At 68.9% G+C, this 14,928-nt stretch carries 13 protein-coding genes; 10 read left to right on the top strand and 3 right to left on the bottom strand.

Going from position 1 to position 14,928, the window contains the following annotated elements; genetic code table 11:
- Positions 1–5: 5 nt before the first annotated feature.
- Positions 6–536, top strand: coding sequence for a YbhB/YbcL family Raf kinase inhibitor-like protein (locus QGN30_RS16265; RefSeq protein WP_008256205.1), 531 nt, complete (start codon positions 6–8; stop codon positions 534–536).
- Positions 537–538: 2 nt separating this feature from the next.
- On the opposite strand, the gene QGN30_RS16260 is transcribed toward QGN30_RS16265, so the two are convergent.
- From QGN30_RS16260 to QGN30_RS16250, 3 genes are read right to left on the bottom strand one after another with little or no spacing between them, the layout of a single operon-like run.
- Positions 539–1,603, bottom strand: a complete 1,065-nt coding sequence (locus QGN30_RS16260) for a quinone-dependent dihydroorotate dehydrogenase (RefSeq protein WP_162130210.1) — start codon at positions 1,601–1,603, stop codon at positions 539–541.
- Between the two features lie 32 nt (positions 1,604–1,635).
- Positions 1,636–1,905 (bottom strand): DUF5703 family protein, encoded by a 270-nt coding sequence (locus QGN30_RS16255; protein WP_008256210.1) that lies wholly within the window; start codon positions 1,903–1,905, stop codon positions 1,636–1,638.
- Entirely contained in the window at positions 1,902–2,942 is a 1,041-nt protein-coding gene (locus QGN30_RS16250; protein ID WP_225336872.1) for a YncE family protein, read from the bottom strand. Before QGN30_RS16250 ends, QGN30_RS16255 begins: the two co-directional genes overlap by 4 nt.
- A gap of 136 nt (positions 2,943–3,078) precedes the next feature.
- Here QGN30_RS16250 and QGN30_RS16245 point away from each other — a divergent pair, with 136 nt between their 5' ends.
- The 9 genes from QGN30_RS16245 to QGN30_RS16205 all read left to right on the top strand — a co-directional run bounded on the left by QGN30_RS16245 (position 3,079) and on the right by QGN30_RS16205 (position 14,912).
- Positions 3,079–3,381 (top strand): hypothetical protein, encoded by a 303-nt coding sequence (locus QGN30_RS16245; protein ID WP_009957751.1) that lies wholly within the window; start codon positions 3,079–3,081, stop codon positions 3,379–3,381.
- 74 nt (positions 3,382–3,455) lie between these two features.
- A complete protein-coding gene (locus tag QGN30_RS16240) occupies positions 3,456–4,208 on the top strand; it encodes a histidine phosphatase family protein (protein ID WP_036458823.1) in 753 nt (250 codons plus the stop codon).
- A gap of 61 nt (positions 4,209–4,269) precedes the next feature.
- Positions 4,270–4,857: a DUF3090 domain-containing protein gene (locus QGN30_RS16235; RefSeq protein WP_008256222.1), complete on the top strand. Its 588-nt coding sequence runs from the start codon at positions 4,270–4,272 to the stop codon at positions 4,855–4,857.
- Positions 4,841–5,656: an SCO1664 family protein gene (locus tag QGN30_RS16230; RefSeq protein WP_263646723.1), complete on the top strand. Its 816-nt coding sequence runs from the start codon at positions 4,841–4,843 to the stop codon at positions 5,654–5,656. Before QGN30_RS16235 ends, QGN30_RS16230 begins: the two co-directional genes overlap by 17 nt.
- A 75-nt stretch (positions 5,657–5,731) precedes the next feature.
- Positions 5,732–6,499, top strand: coding sequence for a 3'(2'),5'-bisphosphate nucleotidase CysQ (locus tag QGN30_RS16225; protein WP_085976493.1), 768 nt, complete (start codon positions 5,732–5,734; stop codon positions 6,497–6,499).
- A gap of 163 nt (positions 6,500–6,662) precedes the next feature.
- On the top strand, positions 6,663–7,898 hold the full coding sequence (gene mshC / locus QGN30_RS16220) for a cysteine--1-D-myo-inosityl 2-amino-2-deoxy-alpha-D-glucopyranoside ligase (protein ID WP_008256229.1): 1,236 nt from the start codon (positions 6,663–6,665) through the stop codon (positions 7,896–7,898).
- 549 nt (positions 7,899–8,447) lie between these two features.
- Positions 8,448–11,105 (top strand): helix-turn-helix transcriptional regulator, encoded by a 2,658-nt coding sequence (locus tag QGN30_RS16215; RefSeq protein WP_038536073.1) that lies wholly within the window; start codon positions 8,448–8,450, stop codon positions 11,103–11,105.
- Between the two features lie 480 nt (positions 11,106–11,585).
- Positions 11,586–14,201 carry a helix-turn-helix transcriptional regulator gene (locus QGN30_RS16210; protein WP_038536076.1) on the top strand — a complete coding sequence of 872 codons (2,616 nt, stop codon included), beginning with the start codon at positions 11,586–11,588 and terminating at the stop codon, positions 14,199–14,201.
- A 477-nt stretch (positions 14,202–14,678) separates the two neighbouring features.
- Positions 14,679–14,912, top strand: a complete 234-nt coding sequence (locus QGN30_RS16205) for an MbtH family protein (RefSeq protein ID WP_008256233.1) — start codon at positions 14,679–14,681, stop codon at positions 14,910–14,912.
- Positions 14,913–14,928 lie beyond the last annotated feature (16 nt).

Here is a 14,928-nt window from a genome sequence, read left to right as displayed (position 1 = left end):
CCGCCATGAGCACTGCGCCCGACCCATACGCATCGCTGCCCAAGCTGCCGACGTTCACGTTGACCTCGCAATCGGTCACCGACGGTCAGCCCCTGGCCAAGCCCCAGGTCAGCGGCATCATGGGCGCCGGTGGTGAGGACGTCAGCCCCCAGCTGAGCTGGTCGGGATTCCCGGACGGGACCCGCAGTTTCGCCGTCACCGTCTATGACCCCGACGCGCCGACGGCCTCCGGGTTCTGGCACTGGGCGGTCGCGAACCTGCCCGCCGACGTCACCGAGCTGGCCGAGGGCGCCGGCGACGGCAGCAACCTGCCCGGTGACGCGCTCACGCTGGTCAACGATGCCGGGCTGCGCCGCTACCTCGGCGCCGCGCCGCCGGCCGGGCACGGCCCGCATCGCTACTACATCGCCGTGCACGCCGTGGACACCGACAAGCTGGATCTGCCCGAGGACGCCAGCCCGGCCTTCCTCGGGTTCAACCTGTTCCAGCACGCCATCGCCCGCGCGGTCATCCACGCCACCTACGAACAGAAGTAGGCTCAGCCCCGAGCCGCCGCGCCGACCGCCTCACTGAGCGAGGCGAACCCCCCGTCGTGCAGCCGCCGGGCGACGCCGTCGTGAATCTGCTTGGCCCACAAGCCTCCTCCGTAGATGAAGCCGGTGTAGCCCTGCAGCAGCGAGGCGCCCGCGGTGATCCGCTCCCAGGCGTCGTCGGCGTTTTCGATGCCGCCGACGCTGATCAATACCAGGCGGTCGCCGACCCGGCCGTAGAGCCGGCGCAGGACCTCGACCGCGCGGCGCGCCACCGGCGGCCCGGAGATGCCGCCAGCGCCCAGCTCGTCGACGCCGGGCGTCCGCAAACCCTGCCGCGAGATCGTGGTGTTGGTGGCGACGATGCCGGCCAGGCCCAGCTCGACCGCCAGGTCCGCGATGGCGTCCACGTCGGCATCGGAGAGGTCCGGCGCGATCTTCACCAGCACCGGTGTGGTCGTCTCGGCGAGCACGGCCGACAGGATGGGCCGCAGCGACTCGACCGCCTGCAGGTCACGCAGCCCGGGGGTGTTCGGCGAGCTGACGTTGACCACCAGGTAGGAGGCCAGCGGGCCCACCAGCCGCGCGCTCGCCCGGTAGTCGTCGACTGCCTGATCGGCCGGCGTTGCCTTCGTCTTGCCGATGTTGACCCCGATCGGCACCTCCGGCCGCTGGCGCGCGAGCCGCATCGCGAGCGCGCCGGCGCCGAGGTTGTTGAAGCCCATCCGGTTGAGCAGGGCCCGGTCGGCGGGCAGCCGGAACATGCGGGGGGCCGGGTTGCCGGGCTGCGGGTGGGCGGTGACGGTTCCGACCTCGGCATGCCCGAAACCCAGCGCGCCCCAGGTGAGTACGCCCAGTCCGTCCTTGTCGAAGCCGGCCGCCAGGCCCAGCGGACCCGGGAAACGCACCCCGAACACCGTGCTGGCCAGCGCCGGATCGGTCGGGCCCAGCAACCGGCGCAAGGCCCGGCGCGCCCAGGCGACGGCCGTGACGCCGCGCAGGAAGCCGAAGACCAGCGTGTGAATGCGCTCGGGCGGGATCACGAAAAACAGCTGCCGCAGCAGGCCGTACAGCCGGTGGCCGCCCGCGCGTGGCCGGTCGGGTGTCACAGTTGCGGCTGGTCGGGCCGCCGCCCCTCGTAACCGGTACCGTCCAGGCGAGACTTCTTGCGGCGCAACAACACTCGTCTGCTGCCGTCGTTGTAGAGCCGCACCCTGGTCAACTCCCAGCCGCGGTATTCGGCCTCGATGGACAATCGGGTCGACGCGCTGACCCGGGTCACTTCCGGGGGTAGGCGCAGCGGCACCCATTCGTATTCGTCGGACATCTCGGTGTCCCAGCCCGCGGGCAGGCGGCTGTGCCGCGCCGCGGTCAACGCCTACCCGCCGCGTGATCGATGACCTGAACTCCCGCACCGGATCCCGACACCACGTACAAGGTGTCCGACGCTTCGTCGAAGGCCAGTGAGTTGGGTTGCTGCACGGTCGGGTAGCGCACCTTTTCGACGGGGATTCCGGTGGACAGGTCGTAACCAATGACGATATTGGAAACGGTCTGCGAAACCCAGGCTAACGCGCGGGAACCCGCCAGGCCGTAGGGCGCCTGCGACACCGGGTAGGCCTGCCGCAGGATCAGCGGGTCCACGCCGTAGACCAGCAGCTGACCGCCGCGGGTGTCGGCGACCAGAACGCGGCCCAGCGCGTCGGCGGCCATGGTGGTGGCGCCCCGGCCGGCACGCAGGGCCTGCTGGACGTGGCCGTCGGCGTCGATCGTCGTCACCGACGTCTGCCCGCGATCCAGCACCACCGTCGTATCGCCTTGTGTGACAAGACAATCGACGCGCGCGAAGACCTTGTTGCGACTGGCGACGCTCGCGGCGCTCACCGCGCCCGGCTTGGGGGAGGCGAGGGTGTAGACGGCGCCGTCGGCGCTGCCCAACACGAGCCGGCCGTCGGCGCGTCGCGCCACCGCGGTGAACTCGGTCTGGGCCGCGTCGCTCACGCTCACCTGCGCCGTGTGGCCGGTGGACAGGTCGACCGCGAAGTAGCCGCCGCGCGCGGCCAGATAGGCGGTGCCCTGGCCGTCGTCGGTCAACGCGCTGGCCGGCCCCGGCAGGTCGACGACGCGCGGCGGGGCCTGCGCCTCACCGAAAACGGTGATGCTGCCCGGCGCTGCCGGGTCGCTGCCCGGCGCCAGGACCGCCAGCCGGCGGGTGCCGGCATCGAACACCGCCGCGGCGGCATGGGCGGGCAGCGGCCGCACCGCGCCGGCCGGCGACTGCGACGGCGGCGGCGACACGGCCGCCGCCGCGGGTTCGATGGTGCGCGGCGCGCCGGCGAGCGGATTCGACGAGCAACCGACCGTCGCACCGAGCAAAACCGCGAGGCTCAACACACCGCCTTGAGCTGCCAGCTTGTGGCGCCATGGTTGTGACAGCAAGTGCTTTCCCTCGTGGTGCGGCGGTGGAACACAAATTCTAAGGAACGAGGTCGGTCCCACAGGGCCATGCTGCCCGCGTCTGGCCGGACCGGCGAGGTATCGTCGGCTCATGGCCGTCACCGCTGACCGTCATATGACGCAGGAAGAGTTTGCTGTCGAAGACATGTCGACAGGTATTTTCGCTAGCGGATACGGACAAGTCGGTGATGGGCGAAGTTTCTCGTTCCACATCGAGAACCGATCACTTGTCGTGGAAGTTTACCGGCCACGCCTGGCCGGGCCCGTTCCGCAGGCCGACGAGGTGGTCGCCACCGCAGTCCGCGGCCTGGTCGATATCGACCTCACCGACGAGCGCAGCCTGAGCGCGGCGGTGCGCGACTCCGTGGCGCACGCGGAGCCGGTTTCCCGCTAGGCCGCGCGCGTCGCCGGCGTCGGGCCACTCAGCTGCGGTCTCGGGGCCTCCTACCGGGTAGCGTCGTGGTCGACATGACCGTCATTCTGCTGCGACACGGCCGATCCAGTTCGAACACCGCCGGCATCCTCGCCGGACGTTCGGAGGGCGTCGACCTCGACGACAAGGGCCGCGAGCAAGCCGCCGCGCTGATCGACCGGATCGGTGATCTGCCGATCCGCGAGTTGATCACCTCGCCGCTGTTGCGCTGCCGTCGCACCCTCGAACCACTGGCCGACGCGCTGTGTCTCGCGCCGCTCGTCGAAGACCGGCTCGCCGAAGTGGACTACGGGGAATGGACGGGCCGCAAGATCGCCGAGCTGGTGAGCGAGCGGTTGTGGAAGGTCGTGCAGGCCCATCCCAGCGCGGCGGTCTTTCCCGGCGGCGAGGGCCTGGCGCAGATGCAGGCCCGGGCGGTCGCCGCCGTCCGCGAGCACGACCGCCGGCTGGCCTCGGAGCACGGTGGCGACGCGCTGTGGGTCGCTTGCACCCACGGTGATGTCATCAAGGCGGTGATCGCCGACGCGTACGGCATACACCTGGACGGGTTCCAGCGCGTCACCGCCGACCCGGCGTCGGTCAGTGTGATCCGGTACACCGAACTGCGCCCGTTTGTGTTGCACGTCAACCACACCGGCGCGCGGCTGTCCGCCGCACTGCGGGCCGGACCGCAGCCGAAGGAAGAGGCAAAGGCGGAAACCGACGGGCAGCCCAACGGCGAGGCGCAGGCACCACCGGCCGCCGGAGTCCCGTCCAGCGACGCCGTGGTCGGCGGTTCGACGGATTAATTCGACTGCCACCACTATCGGATCGCACGGCGACGGCAACAGCCGGTATTTTGGAGGTGCCATGTCCCGCGCAATTCACGTCTTCCGCACCCCCGACCGCTTCGTGGCCGGGACCGTTGGCCAGCCCGGAAATCGCACGTTCTACATCCAGGCGGTGCACGACGCGCGCGTGGTGTCGGTGATCCTGGAAAAGCAGCAGGTTGCCGTACTGGCCGAACGCATCGGCGCGCTGTTGCTCGAGGTGAATCGCCGGTTCGGCACGCCGGTTCCGCCCGAGCCCGCCGAGGTCGAGGACCTCAAGCCGTTGATCACGCCCGTGGACGCCGAGTTCCGGGTCGGGACCATGGGTCTGGGCTGGGATTCGGAGGCCCAGACCGTGGTGGTCGAGCTGCTGGCCGTCACCGACGCCGAGTTCGATGCGTCGGTGGTGCTCGACGACACCGAGGAGGGTCCCGACGCGGTGCGGGTGTTCCTGACGCCGGAGTCGGCGCGGCAGTTCGCCAGCCGCTCCAACCGGGTGATCTCGGCCGGGCGTCCGCCGTGCCCGCTGTGCGACGAACCGTTGGACCCGGAGGGACATATCTGCGCGCGCGCCAACGGCTATCGGCGCAATGCGCTTCTCGGGTCTGACGATGACCCCGAGGTGTGACGACCATGAGGTGTTGCGCAACGGCGAGCTGACGGTCATCGGACGGATCCGCTCGGCCAGCAACGCCACCTTCCTCTGCGAATCGACGCTCGACGAGCGCGCGGTGCACTGCGTCTACAAGCCGGTCGCCGGCGAGGCGCCGCTATGGGACTTTCCCGACGGAACGCTGGCCGGCCGCGAGCGGGCCGCATACCTGGTGTCGGCGCAGTTGGGCTGGAACATCGTGCCCTACACGATCATTCGCCACGGGCCGGCGGGCCCGGGCATGTTGCAGCAGTGGGTGCAGCAACCCGGCGACACGGTGGACACCGAGCCGCGGCCGGGCCCGGATCTGGTCGACCTGTTTCCCGCGGGCAAGGCCCAGCCCGGCTACCTGCCGGTGCTGCGCGCCTACGACTACGCCGGCGACGAGGTCGTGTTGATGCACGCCGACGACATTCGCCTATGGCGGATGGCGGTGTTCGACGTGCTGGTCAACAACGCCGACCGCAAGGGCGGCCACGTCCTGCGCGACCTCGACGGCCACATCTTCGGGGTCGACCACGGTGTGTGCCTGCACGTCGAGGACAAGCTGCGGACCGTGCTGTGGGGGTGGGCCGGCAAGCCGATCGACAGTCAGACGTGCAAGGCCGTCGCCGGCCTCGCCGAGGCCCTCACCGGCTCGTTCGGCGACGAACTGGCCGAGCACATCACGTCCGCGGAGATCGCCGCGCTGCGCATGCGCGCGCACGCGCTGCTGGACAATCCGGTGATGCCGGGACCCAACCGGCATCGCCCGATCCCGTGGCCGGCTTTCTAGCGGTGATCGCAAGCGCGGCACGGCGTCGGCGATACTGAACCGGTGAGCCATGCCCCCGACGACGAGTCGGACGAGATGACCGATGCCGCGCTGGCCGCCGATCTCGCCGCCGAAGCGGGGGAGTTATTGCTCAAGGTCCGCGACGAGGTCGGGTTCGGCTATCCCTGGGCGCTGGGCGACGCGGGTGACAGCCTGGCGAACGACCTGATCCTGCGGCGGCTGCGCGTCGAGCGGCCCGGCGACGCGGTGCTCAGCGAGGAGGCCTACGACGACCTGTCCCGGCTGCAGCACGACCGGGTGTGGATCATCGACCCGCTGGACGGCACCCGCGAGTTCTCCACGCCGGGCCGCGACGACTGGGCGGTCCACATCGCGCTGTGGCAGCGACCCAGCGATGGCCAACGCGAGATCACCGACGCGGCGGTGTCATTGCCCGCGCGTGGCAACATCGTCTACCGCAGCGACACCGTGACGGCCGGCGCCGCCCGCGCCGGCGTCACCGACACCATCCGCATCGCCGTCAGCGCCACCCGGCCCCCGGCGGTCCTGCACCGGATGCGGCAGACGCTGCCCATTCAGCCGGTCGCGATCGGCTCGGCGGGCGCCAAGGCGATGGCCATCATCGACGGCGACGTCGACGCCTACGTGCACGCCGGCGGCCAGTGGGAGTGGGACTCGGCCGCCCCGGCCGGGGTGGTGATGGCCGCCGGGATGCACGCCTCGCGGCTCGACGGATCGCCGATGCGCTACAACCAGCTCGACCCGTACCTGCCCGACTTCGTCATGTGCCGCGCCGAGCTGGCCCCGATCCTGCTGGGAGCCATCCGCGACGCCTGGCGCTAAGGGTGGGCGATTCCGGGCAGCTTCGTCGACGCGCTGTGCTGATTGCGCGCCTCCTCCGCGGCCCACTGCGCGGGCCGCATCGTCGACGCGCTGGGGCTGATTGCGCGGCTCCTCCGCGGCCCACTGCGCGGGCCGCATCGTCGACGCGCTTAGGCTGATTGCCATGCAGTCGTGGTCTTCCCCACAGGTCCCCGTATTGGCGGGGCGCGGCCCGGAGCTTCGGCTGTATGACACCTCTGACCGGCAGGTGCGCCCCGTGGCGTCCGGGTCGACCGCCACGATGTACGTCTGCGGCATCACCCCGTACGACGCGACCCACCTGGGCCACGCCGCAACCTATCTGGCGTTCGATCTCATCTACCGCCAATGGCTGGATCTCGGCCACGACGTCCACTACGTCCAGAACGTCACCGACGTCGACGACCCTCTGCTGGAGCGCGCCGAGCGCGACGGCATCGACTGGCGGGAGCTGGCGCAGCGCGAGGTGTCGCTGTTCCGTGAGGACATGACCGCGCTGCGCATGCTGGCACCCCGCGAGTACGTCGGGGCGACCGAGGCGATCGCCGAGGTCGTCGAGCTGGTCGAGAAGATGCTGGCGTCCGGGGCGGCCTACGTCGTCGAGGGCGAATACCCCGACATCTACTACCGCGCCGACGCCACGCCCCAGTTCGGCTACGAGTCGGGCTATGACCGAGAAACCATGCTGCGCTTGTTCTCCGAGCGCGGCGGCGACCCGCAGCGGCCCGGCAAGACCGATCAGCTCGACGCCCTGCTATGGCGGGCGGCGCGGCCCGGGGAGCCCAGCTGGCCCTCGCCGTTCGGCGACGGACGGCCCGGCTGGCACGTCGAGTGCGCGGCGATCGCCCTCAGCCGCATCGGCAGCGGCCTGGACATTCAGGGCGGGGGCAGCGACCTGATCTTTCCGCACCACGAATTCACCGCCGCGCACGCCGAATGTGTCCGCGGCGAAAGGCGATTCGCGCGCCACTACGTGCACGCCGGGATGATCGGCTGGGACGGGCACAAGATGTCCAAGAGCCGCGGCAACCTGGTGCTGGTGTCGACGCTGCGCGCCCAAGGCGTCGAGGCGGCGGCCATCCGGCTGGGCCTGCTGGCCGGCCACTACCGCGGCGACCGGTACTGGAGCCAGCAGGTGCTCGACGAGGCCGTCGCCCGGCTGCAGCGCTGGCGCACCGCGACCGCGCTCCCGACCGGCCCCGACGCCGCCGACGTGATCGCGCGGGTGCGCCAATATCTGGCCGACGACCTCGACACGCCCAAAGCGCTTGCGGCGCTTGATGGTTGGTCAACCGATGCGCTCGAGTACGGTGGCCACGACGCCGAGGCGCCCCGCTTGGTGGCGACCGCGGTCGATGCGCTCCTGGGCGTGGCCCTGTAGTCGCGGTAAACCTATCGCGAGGAAAACCGCTCGCACGTTCTGCAACCTCTAGCGGAGTCGACGCGAAAGTCATGCATCCGCGGACGGCGCTTGAGCCGATTCAAGCCGTTCCTATGAGTTTGCTGAGGGGGCCTCGGCCGGTGCCCCGGCAAACTTATGAAACAGCTGTACAATCAGCATATTTAATTTACATATGTGTGAATTGAGGGGTAGAAAATAATTTGCTGTCCGCGGCCTACCCGAGTATATTTCAAGTAATACTGGTTCTAGAGGGGTGAGGTCCCGCGCGTACGAGGAGCGGGTCAGCTCGGTGGATATCGGGCAGACGGCGAGGCTGACCGGCAAGTCGCGATCGTAGTCGGCGGCACAAACAACGTGTGGCGGCTACCGCTGGGCCGTGCCGGCCCCGATGGAGAGTTACGACCGAACCCACGGAAGCTGCCTGATATGTATGCACGAAATACGCGCACTGCGCCCTTGAATTAAGTAGGGCTTCAGATGCACGGGGGTAAGGGGTCAGCGTGGCCTGTAGTTGGGCGCGATGTCGAGTTGCGACGATCGCTGGGGGCGCTCAGTAACGGCGAGTTCCAAGGCGTCGCGTTGGTCGGCGACAGTGGCGTGGGCAAGTCGACGCTGGCGCGGATGCTGGCCAAGACGGTGGAGTCGGCGGGGCGCACGGTGCGATTTGCGCTGGGCACTCAAACGGGTCGTGCTGTGCCGTTGGGTGCGTTTTCTCGCGCGGTGAGCCTTGGGGTGGCACACGAGCCGGCGATCATGCTGGCCGCCGCGCATCACACCTTGAGCCAGGACAAGAACCTGGTGGTGGTGGTCGACGACGCGCAGCTGCTCGATCCGCTGTCGGCCACCTTCGTCAATCAGCTTGCGGCCGGCCGCAGCGCGAAGTTGATCGTGACCATCCGGTCCGGCGATTCGGTCTTGGACGCGGTGACCGCATTGTTGAAAGAGCGCCTGTTGCTGACCGTTCACATCGATCCGTTCACGCGCGAGCAAACCGAGCTATTGGCCTGTGCGGTTCTGGGTGGTCCGGTCGACCCACGCTTGGTCGACGAGTTGTCGGAGCGCAGTGCGGGAAACCTGTTGCTCCTACGCGGATTTCTGACCGCCGGCCGCGAAAATGGGGCCCTGGTTCAGGGCGAACACGGCTGGCAACTCCAAGGCCCGCTGCGCGCAGATCGCGAACTTTACGACGTTCTGGAGTTTCAGCTGCGCTCGCTGACCCCAGCGGAGCTGGAGGTCGTGGAGATCTTGGCCACCGGCGAGGTGCTGGGGTGGGAGGTCCTGCGGGAGATCTGCGATGCCGACGCGATGGCGAACCTGGAGCGTCGTGGTCTGATCCAGTTGGTCGCCGACGGATCCCACGCTCTGGCGCAGTTGAACAACCCGATGCTTGGTGAAGCGGCGACCCGCCACGCCGGGATGGTGCGCATCCGGGAACTCAACGGCGAATTGGCGCGAGCCCTTCAAAAGCAGCAGCGGGCAGGGAGCCGGCTGCCGGGGTTGCCCGGCCCACAGGGACGAATTCGGCTGGCCCAGTTCATGATGCGAAGCGACCTACAGCCCGACCTGGAGATGGTCATCAAGGCGGGGATGGACGCGCTGGCGATGTCGAATGTGGGGTTGGGCGAGGAGTTGGCGAGGTTCGCGGTCGATCGCGGCGGCGGTCTGCCGGCCGCTCTGGTGCTCGCCGAGGCGGTGAGCTGGCAGGGGCGCGGCGAGGAGGCCGACGCCGTGCTCGTCGACGCCGAGCCCGACGGCGGCGACGAGTGGCTGATCGCGCGGTGGGGCTGCCTGCGCGCTGCCAACTTGTACTGGGGTTGCGGGGACGTCGAATCCGCCACCCAGGTACTCGATGACGTGAAAAAGCTTGTCTCGTCCGAGTTGTGCCTCCGCCTCATCAACGGGCTGGAGGTCTCCATGGCGTACTTCCGTGGCGACGTAGAGACGACGATCGAACTCGGGCCGGGCCTATGCCAACCCGATGCACTGCCGATGGCGACCGTGTGGGCGGTTTTCCCGACATGTTGTGCGTTGGCGGGAGCCGGGCGGTTTTCCGAGGTTCCCCGCTTGGCGGCCATCGGGGCGCGCGCGGCCGAGCTGTGCGGATTGGGGCCGCATCGATTCAACATCGGCATGGCCGAGGTCATGGCGGCGACGGCCGCCGGCGACTATCGGGCGGCGGAGCAGATCTACGAGCGTTACGCCGCGATGGCCGCCGGCCTTCTTGCCGCGGAGGCCATGGTCGACGCGATGCTCGGGCTGGTGCAGGTAGCCCGCGGTGAGCTGGCGTCAGCGTGCGCTGTATTCACCAATGCCACTGCGGTATTCGCCCAGGGGTTTCCGTCGCCGTGGCTGATCGTGGTGGCCGCCCTCCATGCCCAGGCCGAGGGGGCGCGGGGCGACAGTGCGGCGGCCGCCGCGGCGCTGCGGCGAGCGGAGAAAAACTACGGACCGCATGTCGCGGTGTTCCTGCCCGAACTCGAGCTCGCCCGGGCCTGGGAACGGGCAGCTGCCGGTGACACGTCGGCCGCCCAAGCGCACGCGACGCAAGCGGCGCAGATCGCGCGAGCGGCCAAGATGCATGCGGTGGAGATGCGGGCACGCCACACGGCCGTGCGCTTCGGCGATCCTTCGCAGGCCACGCCGCTGGAGAAACTCGCTCGTATCCTGAACACCCCGTTGGCCGCGGCGGTCGCCGACCATGCCTGCGCTCTGGCGAAACACGACGGTGCCCTGCTCGATGCCGCTGCGGGTCGGTTCGCTGATCTCGGCGCATTGGCGCTTGCCGCGGACGCGTGGGCGCAGGCGGCGGGCGAGCATGGCCGCCGAGGCGATCGCGGCAAGAAATTTGAGTCGTCGACCCGGGCGCACGCTTTGGCGAGCCATTGCGAGTTGCACACACCGGCGGTCGAGAGCGCGGCACGCCCACTTCCCTTCAGCGGCCGTGAGCGCCAGATCGTCATGCTGGTCGCGGCCGGTTTGTCCAACCGGCAGATCGCCGACGAGTTGGTCATCTCGGTGCGCACGGTGGAGGGACACCTGTATCGGCTTTTCGCCAAACTCGGGATCAACACTCGCGAGCAGCTCATCTGCCTGATGCGCAGGGAGCCGTCCATGCGAAGCGAGTTGTCACGTCGCGGCGACGAGTCGCTGCGTTACGAGCGCCACGATCACCCGCGGACCGGCTGAGTCTTCGTCGGCAACCGATCGATTCGACGGGCCGCCACTCGATCTCCAGGCGCGCACCACTCGACTTGTGTCCGGATTCCGGCGATGCCTGCTCGAGGGACCATACCCTCCGGCACATGAGTGGCAGTCGCAAGCGCGCGGTCGCGATCGTTAATCACGATGTCGGCCCGTCCGTACCCGCAGAGACGGCCTCGCCGTGTGAGTCGCCGATAGTCGAGGACCGACGCGCATCGGAGCCGTTGGCGCCAGCCTCGACTTCGTTGGACGCCTTCAGGCTCTATCTGGCGGGCGCGCGGTCCGGGTTTGTGTAGCGGCGGCCCAGGGCGTCGTCCGGTGGACGACAACGGCACTGGCTCGCGCCCGTCACGGACCAGCAGCAGTCTGGCCGCGACGTCGCCGGCTTGGGGGAGCGGGGAGATACATCGTTTGACACAGAGGGCAAATGGGTCGACGTGGCCCATCGTCGGACGCGATGCGGAGTTGCGCCGGTCGCTGGCCGCGCTGAACAACGGGGACTTCCACGGTGTGGCGCTGATCGGCGACAGTGGCGTGGGCAAGTCGACCTTGGCGCGCATGCTCGCGAAGACGGTGGAGTCGGCCGGGCGCACGGTGCGATTTGCACTGGGCACCCAAACGGGCTGGGCCGTGCCGCTGGGCGCCTTTTCGCGCGCGGTGAGCCTCGGGGTGGGGCATGAACCGGCAATCATGCTGGCCGCCGCCCATAACACCCTGAGCCAGGACAAGAACCTGGTGGTGGTGGTCGACGACGCGCAGCTGCTCGATCCGCTGTCGGCCACCTTGGTCAATCAGCTTGCGGCCGCCGGCGGCGCGCGGTTGATCGTGACGATCCGGTCCGGTGAGCCGGTGCTGGACGCGTTGACGGTGTTGCTGAAAGAGCGCCTGTTGTTGACCGTTCACATCGACCCGTTTACGCGCGAGCAGACCGAGCTATTGGCCGGCACGGTTCTGGGTGGTCCGGTCGACCCGCGACTGGTCGACGAGTTGTTCGAGCGCAGCGCCGGAAACCCGTTGCTACTGCGGGGTTTTCTGACGGCCGGCCGCGAAAGCGGGACCTTGGTTCACGCCGAGCATGGCTGGCAACTACAAGGCCCGCTGCGGGCGGATCGCGAACTGCGCGACGCTTTGGAGTTCCGGTTGCAGTCGCTGACTCCAGAGGAGTTGGAGGTGGTCGAGGTCTTGGCCACCGCCGAGGTGTTGGAGTGGGAGATCCTGCGCGACATCTGCGATGCCGACGCGATGGCAAACCTCGAGCGTCGTGGTCTGATCCAGTTGGTCGCCGACGGAACCCACACCCTGGCGCAACTCAATCACCCCATGCTCGGTGAAGCGGCCACCCGCCACGCGGGGATAGTGCGCTCGCGGCAGCTCAACGGCATCCTGGCGAAAACCCTTCGGAGGCACCTGAGGGCGGGCGGGCGGCGCTCGCACTTCGCCGATCCGCGAGGCCGAATCCGGTTGGCTCAGTTCATGTTGCGCAGCGACCTGGAGCCCGACCTAGAGGTGGTCATCGATGCGGCGGCCAGCGCACTGGCGATGTCGAACGTGGCGCTTGGTGAGGAACTGGCCAAGTTCGCGGTCGAACGCGGTGGTGGCCTGCCGGCCGCTCTGGTGCTTGCCGAGGCGGTGAGTTGGCAGGGGCGCGGCGAGGAGGCCGAATCCATTCTGCTGGACGTCGACCTCAGTGACGCCGACGACTGGCTGATCGCGCGGTGGGGCTGCCTGCGCGCCGCCAACTTGGCGTGGGGATGCGGTGACGCCGAAACCGCGACGCGCGTAGTGGCCGAGGCGAGGCAGCGCCTCGTGGCCGAGGGCGCCCTCCAGCTGCTCGCCGCGCTGGAGATATCAATCGGGTTCTTCTGCGGCGACATTGAGACGACGATCGAGCTCGGGCCGCGTCTGTGCGAGGCCGACGTAGTGCCGATGGCGACCGTGTGGGCGGCCGTCGCGACATGCGGCGCCTTGATGGCGGCCGGGCGCTTTTCCGAAGTCAGCCGCATCGCCGCTGCCGGTGTGCGCGCGACGGCACTCTGCAGGGCGGGCGCGCAGCGATTCGCCATCGGAATGGCCGAGGTCATGGTCGCGACCGCGGCCGGCGACTACCCGGCGGCCGACCGAATCCATAGGCGCTACGCCGCGCTGGCCACCGGTCTCCCCGCGGCGAAGGCCATGGTTGACGCCATGCTCGGGCTCGTGCAGGTGAGCCGCGGCGAGCTGTCGTCGGCGTGCGCCACACTTGACCGATCCATTTCGCAGCTGTCCCAAGGCTTTCCGTCGCCGTGGCTGCTGGTGGTGGCTGCCCTGCTGGCCCAGGCCGAGGGGGCGCGGGGCGACGGCGCGGCGGCCGGCGCGGCGTTGCGGCGTGCGGAGGAAACGTATGGACCCCACGTCGGGGTGTTTTTGCCCGAACTCGAGCTGGCCCGGGCCTGGGAGCGGGCAGCTGCCGGTGACACGTCGGCCGCCCAATCGCATGCGATGCAGGCGGCGCAGATCGCGCGAGCGGCCGCGATGCACGTGGCGGAGATGCGGGCGCGCCATGCCGCCGTTCGCTTCGGGGACCGGTCACAGGCCACCCGGGTGGATGAGCTCGCCCGAATGCTGGGCTCTTCATCGGCGCAAGCGGTCGCTGACCAAGCCCGCGGTCTGGCGCAGCACGACGGTGATCTGCTCGATGTCGCCGCGCACAAATTCGCCGATCTCGGTGCGTTGGCTTTTGCCGCCGACGCGTCGGCCCAGGCGGCCGGCGAGCATGCCCGGCGCGGCGAGCGGCGCAAGGAGGTCGAGTCGTCGAGCTGGGCCCATGCTTTGGCGGGCCAGTGCGGCGTGCGTACACCGGCGCTCGAGGCCGCGGCGCGCCCCCTTCCGTTCAGTGGGCGTGAACGTCAGATCGTGCTGCTGGTCGCGGCCGGATTGTCCAATCGTCAGATCGCCGACCGGCTGGTTATTTCGGTGCGCACCGTCGAGGGACACCTGTACCGGCTTTTCACCAAACTCGGCGTCAACAATCGCGACCAGCTCGTTCAGCTACTGAACCTGGATTGGTCCGCGACGCACGACGACGATTCGAGCACGTCATGACGACGGTTCCGCGCCGGCGGATGGCCATCGAACAGGCCGCGCTGGCCGCTCAAGCCGACCTTTCCCGGCCCGGCTACCGCATTTGCGGGTCCATCGCCGCGGGGGAGCCGTAGCCCGTCGTCTGCGGCACGTCTCTCCTGCGGCCGTCAACACAGGCCGGCGCCCGCGTCTCCGCCGAACAACAAAGGCAGCAATATCGCGAAACACGCTGCAGCAGAATCAAATCCGCGCTACCACGCGAATTCTCGGCGAACTCTGCCTGCCGCTACCAAGGGTCACTCTCGTAAATCGCGCTCACCACTCTATGTGCGCGTCCGGACTACGCTACCCGGCTTGATAAGGCCGACAACAGGATTGAAACCCATACGCTCCCGGTCATGTCGAGACCGATGCTGGGTCAAGCCCCCTGGCGCCCGGTCCAAAACAGCACGTGCAGTGAAGTGCGCGACCCATGCGACAACGACGTTTGGAGGCCCGGTGAGTACCAATCCGTTCGACGACGACACTTGCAGCTTTTTCGTCTTGATCAACGACGAAGAGCAGCACAGCCTATGGCCGGCGTTCGCCGATATTCCGGCCGGCTGGCAGACGGTTTATGGCGAAGCGGATCGCGCCGCGTGCCTGGAGTACATCGAACAGAACTGGCCCGATATCCGGCCGAAGACGCTGCGGAACAGGCTGGCGGCAGCGCGCCAGGCTTCTGACAGGTAGACGGCAAAGGGAATCC

It is taken from the genome of Mycobacterium sp. 3-98, from assembly GCF_035918355.1.
In the GTDB taxonomy this organism is placed as follows: Bacteria; Actinomycetota; Actinomycetes; order Mycobacteriales; family Mycobacteriaceae; genus Mycobacterium; species Mycobacterium intracellulare.
The sequence above is the reverse complement of the archived record's forward strand: the minus strand, read 5'-3'. Positions and strand labels throughout refer to the sequence as shown.

What these genes read in the sequence shown, in the direction of transcription:
- QGN30_RS16230 (WP_263646723.1), top strand. Translation starts at nt 4,841, where the DNA reads ATGACCCCGAGGTGTGACGACCATGAGGTGTTGCGCAACGGCGAGCTG.
- QGN30_RS16240 (WP_036458823.1), top strand. Translation starts at nt 3,456, where the DNA reads ATGACCGTCATTCTGCTGCGACACGGCCGATCCAGTTCGAACACCGCC.
- QGN30_RS16265 (WP_008256205.1), top strand. Translation starts at nt 6, where the DNA reads ATGAGCACTGCGCCCGACCCATACGCATCGCTGCCCAAGCTGCCGACG.
- QGN30_RS16225 (WP_085976493.1), top strand. Translation starts at nt 5,732, where the DNA reads ATGACCGATGCCGCGCTGGCCGCCGATCTCGCCGCCGAAGCGGGGGAG.
- mshC (WP_008256229.1), top strand. Translation starts at nt 6,663, where the DNA reads ATGCAGTCGTGGTCTTCCCCACAGGTCCCCGTATTGGCGGGGCGCGGC.
- QGN30_RS16235 (WP_008256222.1), top strand. Translation starts at nt 4,270, where the DNA reads ATGTCCCGCGCAATTCACGTCTTCCGCACCCCCGACCGCTTCGTGGCC.
- QGN30_RS16245 (WP_009957751.1), top strand. Translation starts at nt 3,079, where the DNA reads ATGGCCGTCACCGCTGACCGTCATATGACGCAGGAAGAGTTTGCTGTC.